Consider the following 18,730-nt stretch of genomic DNA (forward strand, 5'->3'; position numbering starts at 1 on the left):
CCAGGTGCAGCCGACGCCGGACCTCCGCCGGCAGCGCGACAACACCCCGTGATTGCACCCCGACATACCCATGAAACGCCATGACGACAGTATCCCGACATTGCAGTAATGACGCAATGCAGTTCTGCGCAAAACCCGCACCTTTGGCGGTATTGACGGGACGCATGCAGCAGGTAGGTTCCCGACTTGCCACCACGATGTGATGCCTGTGCCGCCCGAAGCGCCCCGCGCCGTACGTGTACTCGTGGCGCGATTTGCGGGGGGCAATTTTCCGAACTGGTTACACGCTCGGAGGGTCAGGGTCCGTCAGCGGTGGGGGCAGATCCCCGCCCCTGACGATGCCCGCTCACCCCATCAGCATCACGGCCACCGTCGCCCCCAACTCCCAGCACGCCGCCAACTGCTCCTTGGTCGGCTTGCCCGACACCACCACGTAGTCGGCGGCCTTCACCCAGCCCAGCCCGGTGGTGATCGACCCGACGGCGCGTTCGGCGCCCTCGGTGCCCTCGTTGCCGTGCAGGTACAGCCCGAACGGTCGGCCCCGGGTGGCGTCCAGGATCGGGTAGTAACAGACGTCGAAGGCGTGCTTGAGCGCACCGGAGATGTAGCCCAGGTTCGCCGGGCTACCCAGCAGATACCCGTCGGCGTCGAGCATGTCGGTCGGTGACACGGAAAGCGCCGGCCGGCGCACCACCTCGACCCCTTCGATCTCGGGATCGGTCGCCCCGGAGACCACCGCCTCGAACATGGCCTGGCAGAACGGCGACGGCGTGTGGTGGACGATCAGCAGGCGTGGCATCGGCGGATCCTCGTAGTCTGACGAAGGATTACGGCAGGTGTGACTCACGGTAATGGAGGTGGATGCGTGGCGCTCGGAGGGCGATCGATGTTCACGGTTGCCGCGGCGGCGACGCTGGCGCTGGCCGGCTCGGGTGCGGTGCCCACGGCAACCGCCGACGGTGGAGTGGTGATCGGCGGTGGTGCGGCGATCCTCGTCAACAACACCACCTGCACCCTGGGCGCCATCGGCACCGACCGCGCGGGCGACGTGGTCGGACTGACCTCCACCGCCTGCGGCGGACCCGGTTCACCGGTGGCCGCCGGATGGCAACCCGGCACGCTGGGCACCGTCGTCGCCGTGGAACCGAGCCTGGACTACGCGGTGATCAAGTTCGACGCCGCCAAGGTGGCGCCGACGTCCGACTTCGCCGGGTTCGCGATCAACGGGGTAGGCCCGGATGCCACCTACTTCCAGTGGGCCTGCCGGGACAGCCAGCGCAACGGGATCAAATGCATGCGGGTTTCGACCGCGGGGGTAGACCCGGACACCGTGGTGATCCACGCCTGCGGCAACCCCGCCGACAGCGGCGCCCCGGTGACCGTCGACAACCTTCTGGTCGGGATGACGCGCGGCTACTTCCCGGACGACACCCGCTGCCCGGTGTGGGACACCACCATGATCGGGGACCAGATCATGGGTGACTGGGAGGTCCCGCAGCGCGACAAGCCGGAGGTCACCTCGATCAACGCCGTCCTGGCCGACCTCAACGCCAAGGGGGGTCCGGGCGCCGGGTTCACCCTCACGCCACCGGTTCCCGCACCTAACCGTTAGCCTGCAACTCCGCGGCGGTGCGCAGTGCTTTGCGGGCCCGGCCCCGGTCCCCGGCGTACTCGTAGGCGCGGCCCAGCCGGTACCAGCGCCGCCAGTTGTGCGGGTCGGCGTCGAGCTCGGCCTGCACGGCGCCGAACAGTGCGTCGGCGGCCTCGCGTTCGATGCGGCCGGACGGTCGCCGCGGCAGTTCGCTGACGTCGAGTTCCATTCCCTCGGCGGCGATCAGCCGGGACAGCCGCTGATGGGTGAAGCCGTCACGCAGGGTGGCGTACAGCGCCCACCCGCCGATCACCGGCATGATCAGCACCGCCAGACCCAGCCCGATCGATGCCGGTGAGCCGGAGGCGATCAGCAGGATCGCGATGCGGCCGAGCAGCGCCAGGTAGACCACCAGCGCCAGGCACATGAAGCCGAGCAGCAACTGCATCTTCGGGATGCGTGACACCTGTGGTTCTCCCGGCTATTTCAGGTCGAGCAGCGGTTCGATGCCGATCGTCAGACCGGGGTGCTCGGCAACCTTGCGGACCCCCAGCAGCACACCGGGCACGAACGAGGTGCGGTCGATGCTGTCGTGCCGGATCGTCAGCGTCTCCCCCATCGTGCCGAACAGCACCTCCTGGTGGGCGACGAGTCCGCGCAGCCGCACCGAGTGCACCGGAACCCCGTCGACGTCGGCGCCGCGGGCGCCGGGCAGCCCGGTGCTGGTGGCATCGGGGTTGGGCGGCAATCCCTTTCGGGCCTCAGCGATCAGCTGGGCGGTGCGGGTGGCGGTGCCCGACGGGGCGTCGGCCTTCTGCGGGTGGTGCAGTTCGACGACCTCCACCGATTCGAAGTGCCGGGCGGCCTGGGTGGCGAAGTGCATGCACAGCACCGCCCCGACCGCGAAGTTCGGCGCGATCAGCACCGCCACACCGGGTTTCGCGGCCAGCCAGGTGCGCACCTGCTCCAGGCGCTCCGCGGTGAACCCGGTGGTGCCGACGACGGCGTGAATACCGTTGTCGATCAGGAACTTCAGGTTGTCCATCACCACGTCGGGGTGGGTGAAGTCGATGACGACCTGAGTCTCGCCGTCGGTGAGCAGGCTCAGTGAATCACCGGCGTCGACCTCGGCCGACAGGGTCAGATCCGGGGCGTCACGCACCGCCTCGACCATGGTGGCTCCGACCTTGCCCTTGGCGCCCAGCACTGCAACTCGCATGGCTGTCACCCTACTGGCCGGCAAACGTCAGGATGCGTCCCGGCGGGTCTGCCCGGGTTCGGCAGCCTCGGCCAGCCGCTCAGCGATGAAGGCGGTGATGGCGGTCACCGCGGCCCTGCTCTCCGGCAGGAACGGCAGCACGGCGGGGAAGGCGTGGATCTGGCTCGGCCAGACCAGCAGTTCGCACGGCCGGTTGTGACGGTGCAGCGCCGCGCAGAGCCGCTCGGCGTCGCAGCGCAGGATCTCCGACTCGGCGGCGGTCAGCAACGCCGGTGGCATGGTGTCCAGCGCGCCGTTGATCGGGTCGAGTTCGCGGCGCATCTGCGGCGACGGGCACACCTGGTCCATCAGGTCCGGCAGTGCCACGTCCACCCCGAACGCGTCGCGCCCCAGGTTCTCGTGCCCGACCCGGCCGACACCGTCCAGTTCCAGCAGTGCCGAGATGCCGATGACCCCGGCCGGTGCCGGCATCCCCTGCTGCTGGGCGGCGAGTGCGGTGGCGAAGGTCAGGTAGCCGCCGGCCGAGTCGCCGCCGATCACGGTCTTGGCCGGGTCGGCGCCCCGGGCCAGCAGCCAGCGGTAGGCCTCGACGCAGTCGTGCACCGACCCGTCGACGGTCACCCGCGGGAACTGCCGGTAGTCGACGTGCACCACCGGCAACCGGGTGCGCCGGGCCAGGGTCGCCACGAAGTGCAGGTGGGTGTCCAGGCCGCCGGTGAAGAACCCGCCACCGTGGAAGTAGAGGATTACGCCATCACTGAACGGCGCATGGCAGTCGGTGCGGCGGACCACCTCCATCGGAACCGGCGAGTCGACCGCACGCTCGAACCGCACCCCGAAGAACGGCCGCACCCGCTGCAGTCTCGCCAGGGTGTTGGTGCGCCGTCCCAGTGCGACCAGTTGTCCGGCGGTGGCCTGCGGGCCGCCGCGCCGGTTCACCCACCGCACCAGCCGCGGCATGATCGCCGCGAAGACCGCGTAGATGATCCTGGCGAGCAGGCTGGCCTTCTGCGGCGTGGCGACGCTGGGCATCTGCGCAGTCTAGGGCGGATCAGGCGTCGATGACGATGCGCCCGCCCTTGGCCCGCGACACGCAGACCAGCATCTCGCCCTCCCCCTCGGCGGTGCGGCCGCGACGGTCCACGTCCCCGGAGACCACCGTGACCTTGCAGGTCCCGCAGAACCCCTGCTTGCAGGAGCACGCCGTAGTGGGGTCGGCGTCGAGCATGACGTCCAGCGCCGACCGGTCGGCCGGGATCAGCAGGAGGCGCTTGGCGCGGACCAGTTCCAGTTCGAACGGCACCCCGTCGACCACCGGCGGCGGGCTGAACCGCTCGTAGTGCAGCGGCGCCTCGGCGTGCTCGTCGCGGGCGATGCGTACCGCCTCCAGCATCGGCGTCGGCCCGCACACGTACACGGCGGTGGTCGGGCCGGCGTCGGCCAGCAGCTGCTCGGTGGTGGCGAAACCGTCGTGTTCGTCGTCGGCCCAGACGGCGACGCGGTCCGGGTTGACCGCGATCACCTCATCGAGCAGCGGCATGTACTCCCGGCTGCGCCCGGCGTAGACGGCCCGCCAGTCGATTCCGCGGGCCTGCGCCTCGCGCAGCATCGGCAGGATCGGCGTAACCCCGATGCCACCGATCACGAACAGCACGTCGGTCTCGCCCGAGCCGAGGTAGAACGCGTTGCGCGGGCCTTCGAAGACCAGGGTGTCGCCCTCGGCGTACGCCTCGTGCATCTCGATCGACCCGCCGCCGCCGTCGTCGAGGCGGCGCACCGCGATGCGGTATTCGGTGCGTTTGCCGGGCACTCCGGACAGCGAGTACTGCCGGCGTCGGCCTGACGGCAGCTGCACGTCGATGTGCCCGCCCGGCGTCCAGCTGGGCAGCAGGCCGCCGTCGGGGTCGGCGAACGTCAACGCCACCACGTCGGGGGTGACCATCTCGCGCTTGGTGATCACCGCGGTGATCGTGCGCGACACCGGTTGCACCCGATCCTCGGTCCACCGGGAGGCGAACGGGAAGGCTTTGAAGATCGTCACCGCGCCGTACAGCATGGCGTAGAACCGGTCGTGCTTACGCCGGCCGTACAGATCAGCAGGCCGGCTCTTCCAAATGTGTTCAGACACAGGCGCTCTCAACTCAATTCTGGCGGATGTCGTAGCGGGCCAGCAGCCGCAGCGCGGTCGGGCTGATCCGGCGCATGGCGTAGCCGATCTTCGACTCGATCGCGATCGGCAGCACCGGCGGCCCGCTGTGCACGGCCTTGACGATCGCCTTGGCGGTGGCCTCCGGGGTGTAGTTGCGGCGCCGGTAGGCCTTGTCGGCCTTGACCCGCGCACGGTCCTGCTCCTCGGGTGACATCCCGGCGTAGACGGTGCTCTTGGCGATGTTGGTGTTGACGAAGCCCGGGCAGACCGCGGTGACGGTGATGCCCTCGTCGGCCAGGTCGGCGCGCAGCGACTCGCTGAACGCCAGCACCGCGGCCTTGGTGGTGCTGTAGGCGATCATCGACTTCGACGGCAGGTACGCCGACGCCGACGCCACGTTGATGATCGTGCCGCCCTGCCCGCGCTCCACCATCTGCGCGGCGAACGCCCGGCTTCCAGAGATCACCCCGCGCAGGTTGACGGCCAGGATCGCGTCCCAGTTCTCCGGCGTGGTCTCCAAGAACCGGCCGGCCATCCCGATCCCGGCATTGTTGACCAGGATGTCGACGACTCCGTGCTCCGATTTCACCTGCGCGGCAAGCGCATTGACGGCGTCCGCATCGGTGACGTCGACCTGGTAGGCGGCGGCTGCCGCACCGGCTTCGACGACGGCCGCGGCGGCTTTCTCGGCGGCGGCCAAGTCGCGGTCGACGACGATGACGGTGGCCGCGCCCTGCCGGGCCAGTTCGATCGCGGTGGCCCGGCCGATGCCGGCTCCGGCACCGGTGATCAGTGCCAGTTTGCCGCGCACGTCACGCGGGCCGGTCCGCACGGCTGCCGCGCCGGCGGTGGCGTCGCCGGCCTCGGCCCGGTCCACCCAGTCGGCGGTCAGACGCGCGACGACGTCAGGCCGGCTGGTGACGACCCAGTGCCCGCCCTCGATCGGCACCACGCGGCTACCCGGTGAGATCGCCCCGGTGAACCGCTGCAGCGCGGGGCTGACGAACAGGTCCTTGCGCGGTGTGATCGTCTGTACCGGAACGGTTGTCGACGGGAGCGGGTCGGCGGGGAACAGCATCGGGGCGGGCATGTTCGCCCGATACAGGTTGAGCCCGTTGGTGTAGTCGTTCACCGCCCGGTAGTCCGCCTGACGCCGGGTCCGGGTGCTGGACCGCCCGATCCGTTCCAGCGTGTCGATGACCCGTCCCCCGAGCCCGGATCGGAACAGCGCCTCCGGCAGCCGCGGCGTCAGAAACAGCCAGATGTAGCCGGACTCCAACAATTGCCGGCCGACGTCGGCGACCGCGCGCGGCCGGCGCGGCGAGCGCAGGAACTTGCCTGCGTAATCCAGGTGCGGACCCGAAATTGAGGTGTAGGACGCGACTTTCGGCATCTGGGCGGGGTCGGTGACGGTCGCCCAGCCCTGGATCGAACCCCAGTCGTGGCCGAGCAGGTGCACCTTGTCCACCCCGAGCGAGTCGATGACCGCACCGGCGTCGGCGATCAACTGCGGGAACAGATACCCCGCCCGGTCGTCCGGTGCCGACGAGTCGCCGGCGCCGCGCACGTCGTAGGCCACCATGTTGTAACGGCCGGGGTATTGCGCGGCGAGTTCCTCGGCCACCCCGTCCCAGATGTGGTGGTTGTCGGGGTAGCCGTGGATGGCAAGGATCGTCGGCCGGTTCGGGTCGATGTCGGTGTAGGCGTGCACGGCCAGCATGACGCCGTCGGTTGCGGCGACAGTGGTGTCAATAGTCATGTCAGTGGGTAGCCCTCGCTGCCGGGGAGATCGCCAGGTAGTCGACCGCCTTCTCCACCCCGCCCAGCTGTGCCGGGTGGAAGTCGCGCTTGTAGTAGGCGGTGATCGCCGGGACGAATTCGAAAGGCGCCGGGACGATCCCACGCTTGGACACGGTGAACCAGTCCCGCCAGCGGGCCTTGGTGCCCGGCGGCAGCTCCGGGTCGATCCGGTACATGAACCGCAGACCGCGCACCCACAACCACAGCATCAGCGGGGTGACGACCAGCTGGGTGCGGACCTGGCGCCAGTAGCCGGCCTGCAGGTGCTTCATCACGTCGAACGCGACGGCCTTGTGCTCGACCTCCTCGGCGCCGTGCCAGCGCAGCATGTCCAGCATCACCGGGTCGCAGCCGACCTGGTCGAGAGCCGGCGAGTCGAGCACCCACTCACCGAGGATCGCGGTGTAGTGCTCGATGGCCGCCACCAGCGCGATCCGCTCCAGCAGCCAGCGCTGCTGACGCCGCTTGCTCCACTTGGGCTTGTCGCCGAGCAGCTTCTCGAACAGCCATTTGACCTGGTCGGTGTAGGGCGACATGTCGATGCCCTTGGCGGCCAGGTGGTCGACGACCCCGGCGTGCGCCTGGGAGTGGGTGGCCTCCTGGCCGATGAAGCCCTGCACGTCGAGGCGCAGCTGATCGTCTTTGATCAGCGGCAGCGCCTGTTTGAAGACCTCGACGAAGAACTCCTCGCCGGCCGGCAGCAGCAGGTGCAGGACGTTGCAGAAGTGCGTCGCGAACGGCTCGCCCGGCACGTAGTGCACCGGCAGCTTCGACCAGTCGAACCAGACGTCACGGGCCTGCAGCACGATCCGCTCGTGGTCGATCGAGGCGTCGTGCGGACCAGCTGCGGTGTCATCGACTTTCAGCATGTCAAACCCCCTGTCAGGATTTACATTTCTATATAGATTGTCTTCATTTTCGACAGACTGCTTGCAAAAGTATAACGATCCGATTGGCGTTCCCTCAGACCATTGTGGCGGAGGTCACGCAACCCGCAACGCCTCGGCGATCACTCGCCCGTAGAGCTCGGCCAACTGATCGGCGGTCCAATCCACCTGCGGGTCCAGCAGCGACCGCACCGCGGCCTCGCACGACGACACGAACAGTTCGATCAGCACCGGCAGCTTGCGGTCCAAGTCGGCGGTGTCCCACCAGCGCGCCAGCGCCGGCCGGATCCATCGGGCGGATTCAGCGGCCAGCCCACTGCGCGAACGCTGGAACCGGTCGGCGACCGCCGCATCCGGTGCCGCGGCGAAGATCAACTGCCATGAGGCGGGGCGCTCCCCGACCGCACTGAGCAGCGCGCGGTAGCCGTCGGTGAAGGCCGCCTGCGGATCGTCGCCGCCGGTGGAGTGCAGCGCGGCCAGCACGTCGGCGACCAGCTGAATGTGTTCGCGCTCCAGCAGCGCCTCGATCAACTCGACCCGGTCGGCGAAGCAGGCGTACACCACCGGGCGGGTCACGCCGAGACGGTCGGCGACCGCGCCGATCGTGACCGCGTTCACGCCGTCGCGCACCGCGATGTCCAGCGCCGCGTCCAGCACCATCGGCCGGCGCCGTTCCGGCCCCAGATGACTGGCTCGGGATTTCGCGGGTGCGCTCATGGTGTTCGCCACTCTAACCGATTCCTACACGAATGAATATTTTTCCTTCAATGCTGTAGCTTTACCCCATGCCTGAGCTGTTCAACCCGCACTCCCCCGACTTCACCGAGTTCGACACCCGCACCCGGGAGTTGTTCGCCGCCACCATCGACTTCTTCGAGGGGCGCGGCAAGGCTTGGCTCAAGCAGCAGGACTGCGATCGCGTCTGGTACGCGGATTTCCTGGACATGGTGCGCCGGGAGCGGATCTTCGCGACGTTCCTGACCCCCGCAGCCGACGCCGGTGGCGACCCGGACAAGCGCTGGGACACCGCTCGCAATGCGATGTACAGCCAGATCCTCGGCTTCTACGGCATGCAGTACTGGTACGTCTGGCAGGTCACGATCCTCGGGCTGGGTCCGATCTGGCAGTCCGGTAACGCAGCCGCGCGCAAGCGGGCCGCCGACGCCCTGGAGGCCGGGGAGATCTTCGCGTTCGGGTTGTCCGAACGCGATCACGGCGCCGACGTGTACGCCACCGACATGGTCTTGACCCCGACCGGCGACGGCGCGTTCACCGCCACCGGCGGCAAGTACTACATCGGCAACGGCAACGCCGCCGCGATGGTGTCGGTGTTCGGCCGCCGCGCCGATCAGCCGATCATCGACAGCACCGACATCGACCGGCACCGCCCGGAATCGGATTACGCCGGCTACCTGTTCTTCGCCGCCGACTCACAGCACCCGGCGTACAAGTTGCGCCGCAACGTGGTCGACGGCCAGATGTACGTCGCCGCATTCGATCTTGAGGACTACCCGGTGGCGGCCGAGGATGTGCTGCACGAAGGCAAGGCCGCCTTCCACGCCGCGATCAACACCGTCAACATCGGCAAGTTCAACCTCGGGTTCGGCGCGATCGGCGCCTGCGAGCACGCCATGTACGAGGCGCTGACCCACGCCGAGAACCGGGTGCTGTTCGGCCACCGGGTTACCGAGTTCCCACAGATCCGCGCCATGACCGCACAGGCCTACGCCCGGCTGGCCGGGATGAAGCTGTACTCCGAGCGCGCCGTCGACTACCTGCGCAGCGCATCGGCCGGCGACCGGCGGTACCTGCTGTTCAACGCGATCGAGAAGATGACCGTCACCCGCGAGGGCGAGAAGATCATCACGCTGCTGGCCGACGTCATCGCCGCGCGGGCGTTCGAGTCCGACATGTACTTCCCGATGGCGCTGATCGGGGTGACCGGGCTGCCCCGACTGGAGGGCACCGTGCACGTCAACATGGCGCTGTCGCTGAAGTTCATGTCCAACTACATGTTCCGCACCACCGACGGCGGACTGGCCGCGCTGCGCGCACTGGGGGTGCAGCGGGCGCCCGGACCGGTGGTGCGGGCGCTGTCCCGCGGGTTGCACCGCGCCGGCGCCGCGGTCATCCCCCTGGTCACGTCGCCGTTCCCGCAGCCGGCGGTGCCGCGCCGACGGGACGCCGGCAACGACGACTTCCTGTTCGACCAGGGCCCCAGCAGCGGGCTGAGCAAGATCGCCTTCGCCGACTGGCGACCGGTGCTGGCGCAGTTCGCGCACATCCCGAACGTGGCTGTGTTCACCGCCCAGGCCGAGGCGTTTCAGACGCTGCTGGCCGTCGCAACCCCCAACGCCGAGCAGCAGCGCGACGTGGACTTCCTGTTCGCCATCGGCGAGCTGTTCACGCTGCTGCCCTACGCCCAGTTGATCTGCGAGCAGGCCGCGATCGAGGGCACCGACCCGGACCTGCTGGATCAGCTGTTCGAAGTGCTGGTCACCGACTTCTCCACGCACGCAACACGTTTGCACTGCCACGCCGCGGCGACCGTCGCGCAGCGCGCCCGCGCCCTGGATCTGATCCGTCAGCCGGTGGCCGACCCGGAGCGGTTAGACCGGGTGGTGACGGCCGTGCGCGGACTGGCCGGCGCGTACGCGATGAACCCGTAACCGATCAGCGCACCGCTTCGGCCGGGACCGGCGCCGGCACGACATCGGCGGACCTCCCGGCCACCCGGGCCACGAAATCGCCGGCCCGCAGCCGTCGCATGCGGTTCTGGAAGCTGCGGGCGAAGCCCGGCCAGAAGGTGACGTTGCGGCCGCCCGCACCGAGGTAGTAGCTGCTGCAGCCGCCGCTGTTCCACGCCGACCCGGCGAGCACCCGATCGGTCTTGGCGACGAATTCACGCTGCACCTCTGGGCGCACCTCCAGGCTGCGCAGGCCGCGACGCCTCATCAGATCGAGCGCCGACATGATGTAGTCGACCTGGGCCTCGATCGTGACGACCTGGGAGGTGTAGATCGCCGAGTTCGGCCCCAGGATCATGTAGAGGTTCGGGAAGCCGGCGATGGTGGTGCCCAGGTGCGTCGACATCGCGTCGTCCGCCCAGGTCTGCGCCAGCGTCCGGCCGTGGCGACCGCGGATCCGGTTGAAGCCGTCGTTGCCGGTGATGTCGAAGCCGGTCGCCAGGATGATCGCGTCCAGTTCGTAGTGCTGCCCGTCGCGGGCCTGGATTCCGGTCGGCGTGATCCGCTCGACCGGTGCCGTCTCGACGACGGTATTGGCCGCGGCCATCGCCGGAAAGTACTTGTTGGAGAACGTAGGCCGCTTGCAGCCGAAGGTGTAGTGCGGGGTGAGCTTGGCGCGCAGATCGGGGTCGGCGATTTGACGGCGCAGGTGCCAGCGGCCGATGGCCTCAGCGGACTTCAACAGCGCCGGCTGATAGATCAGGCCCGGAACCATCGCCTCCTGCACCAGGTTCACCGATTCGCGCAGCGCGCGCTGCAGCACCGGGAGGCGGCGGAACGTGCGGCGCGTCCTCGGGCTGACCGGCCGGTCGGGGTGCGGCATGATCCACGTCGCGGTGCGCTGGAACACCACCAGTTGTTCGACGGCCGGTTGCAGCTGCGGGATGATCTGCACCGCCGAGGCGCCGGTCCCGATCACCGCGACCCGCTTGCCGGTCAGATCGACCGAGTGATCCCACTTGGCCGAATGCAGCACGGGGCCGTCGAAATCGGCCATCCCATCGATCACGGGCACCGACGGCTGACTGAACGGACCGGTCGCGGCGACCAGGGTCGACACCGTGCACCGGTGTCCGGACGCGGTGGTGATCCGCCAGAGTTGGGCGTCGTCGCTCCACTGCGCGTCGGTCACGTCGTCGTTGAACCGGATGTGCCGTTCGACGTCGAACCGGCGCGCGCAATCCTGCAGATACCCCTTGATCTCGGCCTGCAGCGGGTACAGCCGGGTCCAGTCCGGGTTGGGCGCGAACGAGAACGAGTACAGCGCCGACGGAATGTCGCACTGCGCGCCGGGGTAGGTGTTGGCGTGCCAGGTGCCGCCGATGCCCGAGTCCCGCTCGAAGAGCACGAAATCGTCTGAGCCGCTTTGCTTCAGCCTGATCGCGGTGCACAATCCGCCGAATCCGGCGCCGATGATGCCGACCTGATGGTGGGACGTGGTCATGGGTTGCCTCGCTGTCGGAATCGGGGTTGCTTACAGGTCCAGGACGACTTGGCAGCCGCCGGCGCCGCGTGACACGCAGATCATCATCGAGTCCGCCAGTTCGTCGCCGACCAGCACACGGTCCCGGTGGTCGACCTGGCCGTCGAGCACCGTGGTCTTGCAGGCGCCGCAGAAGCCCTGCTGGCAGGAGTAGTTGACGATCGGCAACTGCCGGCGGATCGCGGTCAGCGCCGACTCATCCGGACCGACTTCCACGGTCAGGCCCGAACGCGCCAGCACCGCGGTGAACGGCGTCTCCCCGCGCACGGCCGGCGCGGTGAACCGTTCACTGTGCACCCGGGGGCGGACAGGCTGCCCGTCGAGATACGTCGTGACGGCATCCATCAGACCGGTTGGGCCGCACAGGAACACCGGGGTGCGGTAGTCGTCACCGGCGAACAGGTCGGCGATCTCCGGCTCCCCGTGCTCGTCGTCGCAGCGGATGCGCAGGGTTCCGGTGCGCGCCAGCGACTCCAGTTCACTCAGGAACGGCAGGGTGGACCGGCTGCGCCCCAGGTAGTCCAGCGTCCAGCGGGAACCCCTGGCAGCCGCGACCCGGATCATCGGCAGGATCGGGGTGATACCGATACCGCCGGCGATGAAGTGATAGGCCGGCTCGTCGGTGACGCGAAACGCGTTGCGCGGACCGCGGATCCGCACCGTGTCGCCTTCGCGCAGGTCATGCATCTCCGCCGATCCGGCGCCGTCGGGGATACGGCGCACCGCGATGCGATAGGAACCGCTGTCGGCGGGATCTCCGGTGAGCGAGTAGTGCCGCTGCCGTCCGATCGAGGTGAACACGTCGATGTGGGCACCGGGAGTCCACGCCGGCAGCGCGGCGCCGTCGGGACGGACCAGGGTGATCACCGCGACGTCGGTTGCGGCGACGTCGACACCGGCTACCTGCAACTCCGCGGTGAAACCGGTGCGGCGCACCGGCTGAGCATCGGTGAATCGCGAGGCGGACCCGGGATCGGCCACGATCCGGCGGTAGCGCTGGGCCAGCGAACCCATCGCCCGCACCAGGGAGCCGGCGTCGCTGATGTCGGTTGTCGGAGCGCCGAGGTAACTCATTGCTTCGTCGCCTGCACGGCCGGCGACTGCGCGAGGTAGCGGATCGCCTTGTCGATGTCACCCATCTGCGAGGGATGGAATCCCGGTTGCAGGTACAGCCAGGTCTGGCGCACCAGGAACCACAGGTTGGGCACCAGCTTGCGATGCGCGGAGCGGAAGTACGCCAGCGGCCACCACAGCTGGAATCGCCGTGGCCCCTTGGCCTTCCGGTACAGCTCAGCCGATGTGACGAACCACAGCATCGCGAGTCCGAGCGACGCCAGCACGGCGGTGCGCGCCCGCCGCCAGTAGTTTCCGTCGACGTGGTTGAACGCGTCGAACGCCACGTTGCGATGCTCCAATTCTTCGCTGCCGTGCCAGCGCAGCAGGTCCAGCATCGTCGGGTCGGTACCGCGACGGTCGAATTCGCCGTTGTCCAACAGCCATTCGCCGATGACCGCGGTGTAGTGCTCGGCGGCGGCGTAGATGCCCAGACGCTCGGCCAGCCACTTGTCCGCCGCCCGGCCGGTGAGACCGTGATCGCCGAAGATCTTGTGCACGATGTACTCGATGCGCCGCACCATCGGGGTGACGTCGACCCCGTTGGCGTCGAGGTAGCGCCGAAATCCCTCGTGCGTGGCGGCGTGCGTCGCCTCCTGTCCGACGAAGCCGACGACCTCCTCATGCAGTCGTTCGTCGTCGATCAACGGGAGCGTCTGGGCGAAGACGTCGGCCATCGCCCGCTCACCCTCCGGCAGCACCAGATGCATCACGTTCCAGAACTGGGTGGCATACGAGTCACCCGGGATGTACTCCAACGGGACGCCGCCCCAGGAGAACTGGACGTGCCGGGCGTTGATCGCCAGCGACTCCTCGGCGTACTCGTGCACCTCAACCTGGCGCAAAGCGTTCATCGGATCTCCTTCGGCCTCGTCACGAACCCCGCGATCGTGATGATACAAAGTTATTCGGAATGTATCAATGATTCGTTGTAACATGGCGTGCGTGGCCGCACTAACCGCACCCGGACCGACGGTCGAAGGATCGGCCGATACCGACGTGATCATCGACGCCGCACTCGCGGTCTTCGGCGAACTGGGACTTCGCCGGGCCACCATCGATGACGTCGCCAAGCGGGCCGGCGTCGGGCGGGTCACCGTCTACCGTCGGGTGGGCAGCAAGCAGGACCTGATCGACGCGGCACTCGGCCGCGAAGCCCAGCGGCTGTTCACGGCGGTGATGGCCGCCACGGACGCCGCCGACGACATGTGCGAGCGCATCGCCGTCAGCTTCGCCGCCACCGTGACCGCAGTGCGCAACAACGCCGTGTGGCAGCGGCTGCTGACCCTGGAGACCGACTCGGCCCTGCAGCAACTGACAGTCAACGGACAGTCGGTACTGGTCGCCGCGGTCGGCGTCACCCTGCAGATCCTCTACCCGGACTTGGGCGATGCCCTCCCGTCGGCCGAACAGTTGGCCCGCGCAGAGTTGCTCGTGCGCGTCACCCACTCGGTGCTCCTGACCCCGCACGCGGTGGTTCCGCTGGCCGACTATCCCGAACTCACCGCGTTCGCCCGAGCGCATCTGGTGCCGATCGCCGTCGCCGACAGCGCCGCGCGGCCCGGCAATTGAAGGACACCCGATGGCTTCTGACTTCGACGCATCCGCGGTTATCGATCTGACCGAGCAGGCGGTACGCGGCTACCTGCGGGCCGCGCTGTGGACTGAACGGCGCATCTTCGACATGGTCCGGTCCCGGCTGGTCGGCGGTGCCACGCACGACCGCCCGGCCCCGACGACCGTCGAAGGCGAGAACCCGTCGAGCCTCGGCGCAAAGATGCACGGTCTGCTCGACCGAGCCGTCGAGCAGAGCACCGCGGCAAGCTGCGATGAACTATTCCACCGGATTCTCGATCAACTGGTTCCCGACGAAGCCCGGGTCATCAGTGCCCTGTCGGACGGGTCGTCGTCAGCCCTGCTCAGTGTCTACGCCCGCACCCGCACCGGCCAGGCGGGCGAGGCGATACTGGAGAACATCGCGCTGATCGGCAAGAGTGCCAACCTCACGCTCCCCCGCCTGACGCCGATGTACGTCAGTCATCTTCTCGCCCTGAGCCTGGTCGAAACCGGCCCGGAGGACGCCGCACTCAAGGACGAATACGAGATCCTCGCTGCCGACACGGCGGTGCTGCAGGCCGTCAAGACCGCCGGCCGCGGCCCGCTCCCGGCTCGCATCGAGTACGGCACCCTGCGGTTGTCCGCGCTCGGAATGGAACTGTGGGCCGCGGCGAACCGAGCGCGAGACCCGGAGTGATGCCGCCGGCGACAGACTGGTCCCGGGTCTGGAGCGACATCGTCGCGGACTTCGGCCTGAACTGGTTCATCTACCTGTCGATGCCGCTGATCGCCGCCTTCGTCGGCTACATCACCAAGCTCGTCGTACTGCAGATGCTGTACCGGCCGCTCGGATTCATCGGAGTGGGACCGATCGGCTGGCAGGGCGTGGTGCCGCGCCGCGCCGGCAAGACCGCCGCAATGACAATCCAGACACTCACCGACAAACTGCTGCGACCCGAGGACATCCTCGCCAAAGTCGATGCCGCACAGGCCGTGCGGGATCTGCAGGAACCACTGTCGCGGACGCTCGACACCATGGCCCGCGAACTGAGTGAGCAGATCCGGCCGGGCGTGTGGGACGCCCTGCCGAATGTGGGACGGCAGGCGGTCCTGTCCCGTCTGCAGGCCGCCGTTCCGGGCATCATCGACAACCTGCTCACCGAAATGCGTCAGGATCTGCCGCGGTTCATCGACCTGCAGTACCTGGCGGTCACGACGCTGGTGAAGAACAAGGCTCAGCTCAACAAGCTGGTCATGGGGATGGGCGATGCGGCGATGAAGTTCATCCGCCGCAGTGGGATCTACCTGGGTTTCGGCATCGGGATCGTGCAGATGGTCGCCTGGGGGCTGTTCCACAATCCGTGGATCATGCCGGGTTTCGGATTCGTCACCGGTTTCGCCAGTGACTGGCTGGCGCTGAACCTGATCTTCGTTCCGCGTGAGCCGCGGAGACTGCTGGGCTGTGTGACCCTGCACGGCGTGCTGCACGCCCGACGGGCACAGGTGACCCGCGACTACGCCCGCATCATGGCCGACGACCTGTTCTCCACTGACGTGCTCATCGAGGCGATCCTGCACGGCCCGGCGGCCGACCGGCTGTTCGCCGTCGTCGAGCGCGAGGTGTCGGCAGCACTGGACCGGCAGGTCGGGATGGCAGGATCCGCACTCAGCCTGGCGATCGGAACGGCACGGTATCGCCGTTTGAAGGACTCCGCCGTACAGACGGTCCTCAAGCACTTGTCGGAGACGGCGGCAGAGACCGACGACGTCAGGGGTTACGCGAAGAAAACCCTCGGCATCGAGGACCTCATCGTCGAGAAGATGGACCAGCTCTCCCCGGAGCAGTACGAGGACATCCTGCGACCGGTGTTCAAGGACGACGAGATGCTCATGGTCGGTGTCGGCGCTGCGCTCGGTTTCGCGGTCGGCGAGCTGCAGGTGGTCCTCATCGAGCACTTGGCGCGCTGACCGGCCGCGCGCGTCTCACCGTGCTTGCGGCGAGCCGCTTTCCAGTTGATCGACCAATCCCCGGATCACCGGGCTCTTCGCCAGTGCGCCGTCCAGGATCGGATTGACCATCCCGCGCAGCCAGCTGTACTGCCGCCAGCCCGCCGGCGCCATCGTGCTGGCGGCCCGCCGCCGGATTCCACCGGCTATGGAGTTCGCCGCCTGCTCGGCGGTGATCCGCCGGCTCAGCGGCCAGCACAGCATCGCATCCAACTGACGGCCGAGCGGGTCGTCGTCCAGCACCGCGTGCGTCATAGCGGTGTCGACGATCCCGAAGTAGGCGATCTGCACGCTGGCGCCGTGACCGGCCAGTTCCAGCCGTAGGCTGCGGCCGAGTTGTTCGACACCGGCCTTGCTGATCATGTACGGCGAGCCGCCCGGCGAGGGGGTGAACGCGGCCGCTGAGGACACCACGACCGCGTGCCCCCGGTTGGCGATGATCTGCTCCAGGGCGGGCGTGACGGTGTTGTAGACGCCGACCAGGTTGATCCCGAGCACCCGGTCGAAGTCGCTGTCGGGACGCATCCGCAGGGTGGCCGGCGTCGGGGTGACCCCGGCGTTGGCCACCACGATGTCGAGTTTCCCGAACCGGTCGACCGCGGCATCCACCGCAGCGGCCATCGCACCGCGGTCCCGCACGTCGGCGGCGATCCCCAGCCCGCGCTCACCTACCGCCGCAGCGCCTCGCTCCGCCGCAGCCTGATCGACGTCGACGAGCACCACCGACGCGCCGTCGGCGTGCAGCCGACGGGCCAATGCCAGCCCGATGCCCTGGGCGGCCCCGGTGATCAGGGCGACGCGGCCCCCGATGTCCAGGCCCTGATTGCGGTTGCGGAAGACGACCACGGCTCACCCCTTGACGAATCGATCCGATACACAGGAAACAGATGATTCCTATTATGTCGGCGCAAGTCAACCTCAGCTGAGAGAATCGAGCCCGTGACCTCCCCGACCGGCGACCCGTGGCGAGGCCGCCCGGCGGCCGAGCGGGCGGCCGACCGGCGCGAACGCCTACTCGCCGCGGCCCTGGAGTGCATGGGCACAGCCGGGTGCGGCGCAACGTCCCTGCGCGGGGTCTGCCGCGGTGCCGGGGTGAGCCTGCGGTACTTCTACGAGAGCTTCCCCGACGTGCCGGCGCTGCTCGTCGCGGTGTACGACCGGGTCGCCGACGATCTGGCCACCGCGGTGTTCGAAGCCCTCACCTCCGGCGATCCGGCCGCCACCCGGGAACAGCGGACGCGCTCAGCCTTCCGGGCCACCGTGGAGTTCCTCGACGCCGATCCTCGGCGCAGCCGAATCCTGTTCCGGGAGACGCTGGCCAGCGACGCCCTGCGGGAACACGGCGCAGTCAGCTTGTCGGAATTCGTGGCGGGGGTCGTGGCAGGGCTCACCGGCGAGCCGGCGCAGACCGCCGAGGCGCATCCGATGCAGATCAGTGCGTTGTCAGGTGCGCTGGTTTCCCTGTTCTTGGATCGCCAGGCCGGAACCCTGTCCGCGACGAAGCACGAACTGGTCGACTACTGCACGGCGCTCATGACGACCGTGCTGAGCACCTGATCAGCCGGTAACCAGGGGCACCAGATAGACGCGGGCGAACTCCGCCAGTTCTGCATCGGTGGTGAGCCGGATCGTTCCGAACGGTGCGACGAAGAACGAGTGGATCATCCGGCAGAGCAGTTCCACGCGGGTCACCAGATCGTCAGACGCCGGCAGCAGCCCACGCTGGACCGCGTCCCGGAAAACCGCGACCATCGCTGCGACGCCCATGTTCGACGTCTCCTCACCGTCGGTGGTCAGCTTGGCCATCAGACGCTCCGGTTCCAGGGCCAGCATCCGATTGACCAGCGCGTGTGAGCGCCACCGGGTCATGATCACGCTGAAGACCGTCACGACCAGGTCCTCGACGGTGTCCTGCTGGGCGGCGCCGGCCGCCAGGTCGGCGAGCACCGCCGCCACCTCGCGCCTGGTCACCGCGCCAACGACGTCATCACGGGAACCGATCCTGCGATACACCGTCACCCGGTCGACACCGGCCTGGCGGGCGATGTCCTCGATGGTCGTCTTCTTGACGCCGACCTTCTCGAACCGGACCAGCGCAGCGTCGAGAATCCTCACCTCCAGGCTCCCGGGCTCCAGAGCAGCCGGGGCCGCCACGATCGTCACCAGTCAACGGTAAC

19 protein-coding genes are annotated in these 18,730 nt (G+C 68.4%); 6 read left to right on the plus strand and 13 right to left on the minus strand.

Going from position 1 to position 18,730, the window contains the following annotated elements:
• Window positions 1-346 precede the first annotated feature (346 nt).
• On the minus strand, window positions 347-799 hold the full coding sequence (locus KIH27_RS14400) for a flavodoxin family protein (RefSeq protein WP_214093648.1): 453 nt from the start codon (window positions 797-799) through the stop codon (window positions 347-349).
• 87 nt (window positions 800-886) lie between these two features.
• On the opposite strand from KIH27_RS14400, the gene KIH27_RS14405 reads away from it, so the two are divergent.
• On the plus strand, window positions 887-1,612 hold the full coding sequence (locus KIH27_RS14405; RefSeq protein WP_214093649.1) for a chymotrypsin family serine protease: 726 nt from the start codon (window positions 887-889) through the stop codon (window positions 1,610-1,612).
• On the opposite strand, the gene KIH27_RS14410 is transcribed toward KIH27_RS14405, so the two are convergent.
• From KIH27_RS14410 to KIH27_RS14440, 7 genes are all read right to left on the minus strand, one after another.
• Window positions 1,602-2,039 (minus strand): tetratricopeptide repeat protein, encoded by a 438-nt coding sequence (locus KIH27_RS14410; protein ID WP_214093699.1) that lies wholly within the window; start codon window positions 2,037-2,039, stop codon window positions 1,602-1,604. The genes KIH27_RS14405 and KIH27_RS14410 overlap by 11 nt on opposite strands.
• 33 nt (window positions 2,040-2,072) lie before the next feature.
• Complete coding sequence (gene dapB, locus KIH27_RS14415; protein ID WP_214093650.1) at window positions 2,073-2,810, minus strand: 4-hydroxy-tetrahydrodipicolinate reductase; 738 nt, start codon at window positions 2,808-2,810, stop codon at window positions 2,073-2,075.
• A 27-nt stretch (window positions 2,811-2,837) separates the two neighbouring features.
• Window positions 2,838-3,842 (minus strand): alpha/beta hydrolase, encoded by a 1,005-nt coding sequence (locus KIH27_RS14420; RefSeq protein WP_214093651.1) that lies wholly within the window; start codon window positions 3,840-3,842, stop codon window positions 2,838-2,840.
• Window positions 3,843-3,861: 19 nt separating this feature from the next.
• Entirely contained in the window at window positions 3,862-4,938 is a 1,077-nt protein-coding gene (locus tag KIH27_RS14425; RefSeq protein WP_307856886.1) for a PDR/VanB family oxidoreductase, read from the minus strand.
• A 13-nt stretch (window positions 4,939-4,951) separates the two neighbouring features.
• On the minus strand, window positions 4,952-6,718 hold the full coding sequence (locus KIH27_RS14430) for an SDR family oxidoreductase (protein WP_214093652.1): 1,767 nt from the start codon (window positions 6,716-6,718) through the stop codon (window positions 4,952-4,954).
• Window position 6,719: 1 nt separating this feature from the next.
• Window positions 6,720-7,628 (minus strand): metal-dependent hydrolase, encoded by a 909-nt coding sequence (locus KIH27_RS14435; protein WP_214093653.1) that lies wholly within the window; start codon window positions 7,626-7,628, stop codon window positions 6,720-6,722.
• A gap of 114 nt (window positions 7,629-7,742) precedes the next feature.
• Window positions 7,743-8,363 carry a TetR/AcrR family transcriptional regulator gene (locus KIH27_RS14440; protein ID WP_214093654.1) on the minus strand — a complete coding sequence of 207 codons (621 nt, stop codon included), beginning with the start codon at window positions 8,361-8,363 and terminating at the stop codon, window positions 7,743-7,745.
• A gap of 68 nt (window positions 8,364-8,431) precedes the next feature.
• On the opposite strand from KIH27_RS14440, the gene KIH27_RS14445 reads away from it, so the two are divergent.
• Window positions 8,432-10,315, plus strand: coding sequence for an acyl-CoA dehydrogenase family protein (locus tag KIH27_RS14445; protein WP_214093655.1), 1,884 nt, complete (start codon window positions 8,432-8,434; stop codon window positions 10,313-10,315).
• A gap of 4 nt (window positions 10,316-10,319) precedes the next feature.
• Here KIH27_RS14445 and KIH27_RS14450 read toward each other — a convergent pair whose 3' ends face one another.
• From KIH27_RS14450 to KIH27_RS14460, 3 genes are read right to left on the minus strand one after another with little or no spacing between them, the layout of a single operon-like run.
• Entirely contained in the window at window positions 10,320-11,837 is a 1,518-nt protein-coding gene (locus KIH27_RS14450) for a flavin-containing monooxygenase (RefSeq protein WP_214093656.1), read from the minus strand.
• A 30-nt stretch (window positions 11,838-11,867) separates the two neighbouring features.
• Window positions 11,868-12,950, minus strand: a complete 1,083-nt coding sequence (locus tag KIH27_RS14455) for a PDR/VanB family oxidoreductase (protein WP_214093657.1) — start codon at window positions 12,948-12,950, stop codon at window positions 11,868-11,870.
• Window positions 12,947-13,843 carry a metal-dependent hydrolase gene (locus KIH27_RS14460; RefSeq protein WP_214093658.1) on the minus strand — a complete coding sequence of 299 codons (897 nt, stop codon included), beginning with the start codon at window positions 13,841-13,843 and terminating at the stop codon, window positions 12,947-12,949. The genes KIH27_RS14455 and KIH27_RS14460 overlap by 4 nt, the downstream gene beginning before the upstream one ends.
• A 91-nt stretch (window positions 13,844-13,934) precedes the next feature.
• Here KIH27_RS14460 and KIH27_RS14465 point away from each other — a divergent pair, with 91 nt between their 5' ends.
• From KIH27_RS14465 to KIH27_RS14475, 3 genes are read left to right on the plus strand one after another with little or no spacing between them, the layout of a single operon-like run.
• Entirely contained in the window at window positions 13,935-14,561 is a 627-nt protein-coding gene (locus KIH27_RS14465) for a TetR/AcrR family transcriptional regulator (protein WP_307856887.1), read from the plus strand.
• A gap of 10 nt (window positions 14,562-14,571) precedes the next feature.
• The gene (locus KIH27_RS14470; RefSeq protein WP_214093659.1) at window positions 14,572-15,243 is read left to right on the plus strand and encodes an Abi-alpha family protein; all 672 of its coding nucleotides are present in this window, start codon (window positions 14,572-14,574) and stop codon (window positions 15,241-15,243) included.
• Window positions 15,243-16,514: a DUF445 domain-containing protein gene (locus tag KIH27_RS14475; RefSeq protein ID WP_214093660.1), complete on the plus strand. Its 1,272-nt coding sequence runs from the start codon at window positions 15,243-15,245 to the stop codon at window positions 16,512-16,514. Before KIH27_RS14470 ends, KIH27_RS14475 begins: the two co-directional genes overlap by 1 nt.
• 15 nt (window positions 16,515-16,529) lie before the next feature.
• Here KIH27_RS14475 and KIH27_RS14480 read toward each other — a convergent pair whose 3' ends face one another.
• The gene (locus KIH27_RS14480) at window positions 16,530-17,399 is read right to left on the minus strand and encodes a short-chain dehydrogenase/reductase (protein ID WP_214093661.1); all 870 of its coding nucleotides are present in this window, start codon (window positions 17,397-17,399) and stop codon (window positions 16,530-16,532) included.
• Window positions 17,400-17,492: 93 nt separating this feature from the next.
• On the opposite strand from KIH27_RS14480, the gene KIH27_RS14485 reads away from it, so the two are divergent.
• Window positions 17,493-18,110 (plus strand): TetR/AcrR family transcriptional regulator, encoded by a 618-nt coding sequence (locus KIH27_RS14485; protein WP_214093662.1) that lies wholly within the window; start codon window positions 17,493-17,495, stop codon window positions 18,108-18,110.
• Here the strand turns inward: KIH27_RS14485 and KIH27_RS14490 are convergent, their stop codons facing one another.
• On the minus strand, window positions 18,111-18,716 hold the full coding sequence (locus KIH27_RS14490; RefSeq protein ID WP_307856888.1) for a TetR/AcrR family transcriptional regulator: 606 nt from the start codon (window positions 18,714-18,716) through the stop codon (window positions 18,111-18,113).
• Between the last annotated feature and the right edge of the window lie 14 nt (window positions 18,717-18,730).

It is taken from the genome of Mycolicibacter acidiphilus, from assembly GCF_018455725.1.
Lineage (GTDB): Bacteria > Actinomycetota > Actinomycetes > Mycobacteriales > Mycobacteriaceae > Mycobacterium > Mycobacterium acidiphilum.